Source organism: Psychrobacter sp. AOP5-GZ1-6, assembly GCF_052376345.1.
GTDB lineage: Bacteria > Pseudomonadota > Gammaproteobacteria > Pseudomonadales > Moraxellaceae > Psychrobacter.
On record NZ_JBQSVP010000259.1, the window covers coordinates 1 to 1,480 of the forward strand.

The following is a 1,480-nucleotide window of genomic DNA, read 5'->3' on the forward strand; positions in this document are numbered from 1 at the left end:
CTTCGCCAGTATTTCCTTATCCTCACCCGTATGGCGCTGATTGGGCGTCACAAAGTTCAGCTGACTGTGCTTATGCTCATTGTTGTACCAGCGCGTGAAGCTCAGCATCCATCGTCTTGCCGCATCTAAGCTCTTAAAGCCATCGATAGGCCAATTAGGGCGATACTTGCAGGTTTTAAATAAAGACTCTGCAAACGGGTTGTCATTACTGACACGCGGTCTGCTGTAAGAGGTGAGTACCCCAAGCTCATACGCTTTCATGCGCATGGTTTGAGCTTTCATCGGTGCCCCATTGTCTGAGTGTAGCACCACCCCAGTGTGCAATGCATTCTCACTGATTAAAGTACGCTCAAGCAGCTGAGCTGCCAGTACACCTGACTCGTGGTCATAAACCTCCCAGCCAACAATTTTACGGCTATAGACATCCTCTATCATGTACAAATAATAGAACTGACCCCGTACCGGACTTGGCAGATAGGTGATATCCCAGCAGAACACTTGGCAAGGGCCAGTGGCAGTAAAGGTCTTTGGGGCGCTTGAGGCTTTAGGGGCAAGTGCACGACCGCGGTGAGCCAATTGCTCATGCTGCCTCAGCACCCGATAAAAGGTAGACTCTGAGCCATGATATATCCCCTCATCAAGCAGGGTCGGTACAATTTGGGTGGGCGGCAGACTGGCAAAGCGGGGCTGATTGCACACGGCAATAATGGCGGCTTGTTCAGAGGCGCTCAGTTTATTCTTAGGAGCTTGGCGCACGACGTCACACCGTTTATCACCATTCACGTGACCTGCGCGGTACCAGCGCCGATAGGTGCGGATGCTAATGCCAACTTCAATACAGGCAAGGTTAAGTCTGGCTCCTGAGTGATTGGCCTCTTGTATCCAGTCTATGTATTGCTTGCGCTTAGGGAGCAAGGTCAGTCGTCCTCGTGCTCCTCCCAAAACGCTTCCAACTTTTTTCGCAATACCAGTAAGGCGGCAGTTTCAGCTAAAGCCTTTTCTTTTCGAGCAAGCTCTCGGGTGAGTTGTTTGATCTGTTTGCGATCGCTCTGCTGCTGACGCTTGTCTTTCAGGCTTTGTTGTTTGCTGCTGCTAAAGCCTTGTAAGGCGTCAGTACGCCACGCTTTGATTTGCTCAACATATAGGCCTTTGCTGCGGCAGTATTCGCTAAGTTCACTCTCGCTTAGGGTGGCCGTCTCTATAATGGTGGCAAGCTTGGTTTCGCTTGACCAGTCATCAGGGGTTTTATGGTTCGATGGCATGGGGTGACCTTGTTCTCTAGCTTGGGCACGCCAATTATACAGGGTCTGTAATCCGATGCCTTCACTTCTTGAAACCTCGGCAACACTTAGGCTCAGCGGGGGTAGCAGTTTGCTGAGTATAGCCTGTTTACGTTCTTCGCTATATCGTGGCATGATGTGTCCTCATTGTCCCCTTTGGAATTATTATTTAGGGGTGACAACTATCCTGCCATAGGGGG

General features: G+C 50.5%; 1 pseudogene. It reads right to left on the reverse strand.

The features are described from left to right. A pseudogene (locus tag ACT3RN_RS15575) lies at positions 1 to 1,415 on the reverse strand (IS3 family transposase); the annotation flags it as partial. Positions 1,416 to 1,480: the final 65 nt, after the last annotated feature.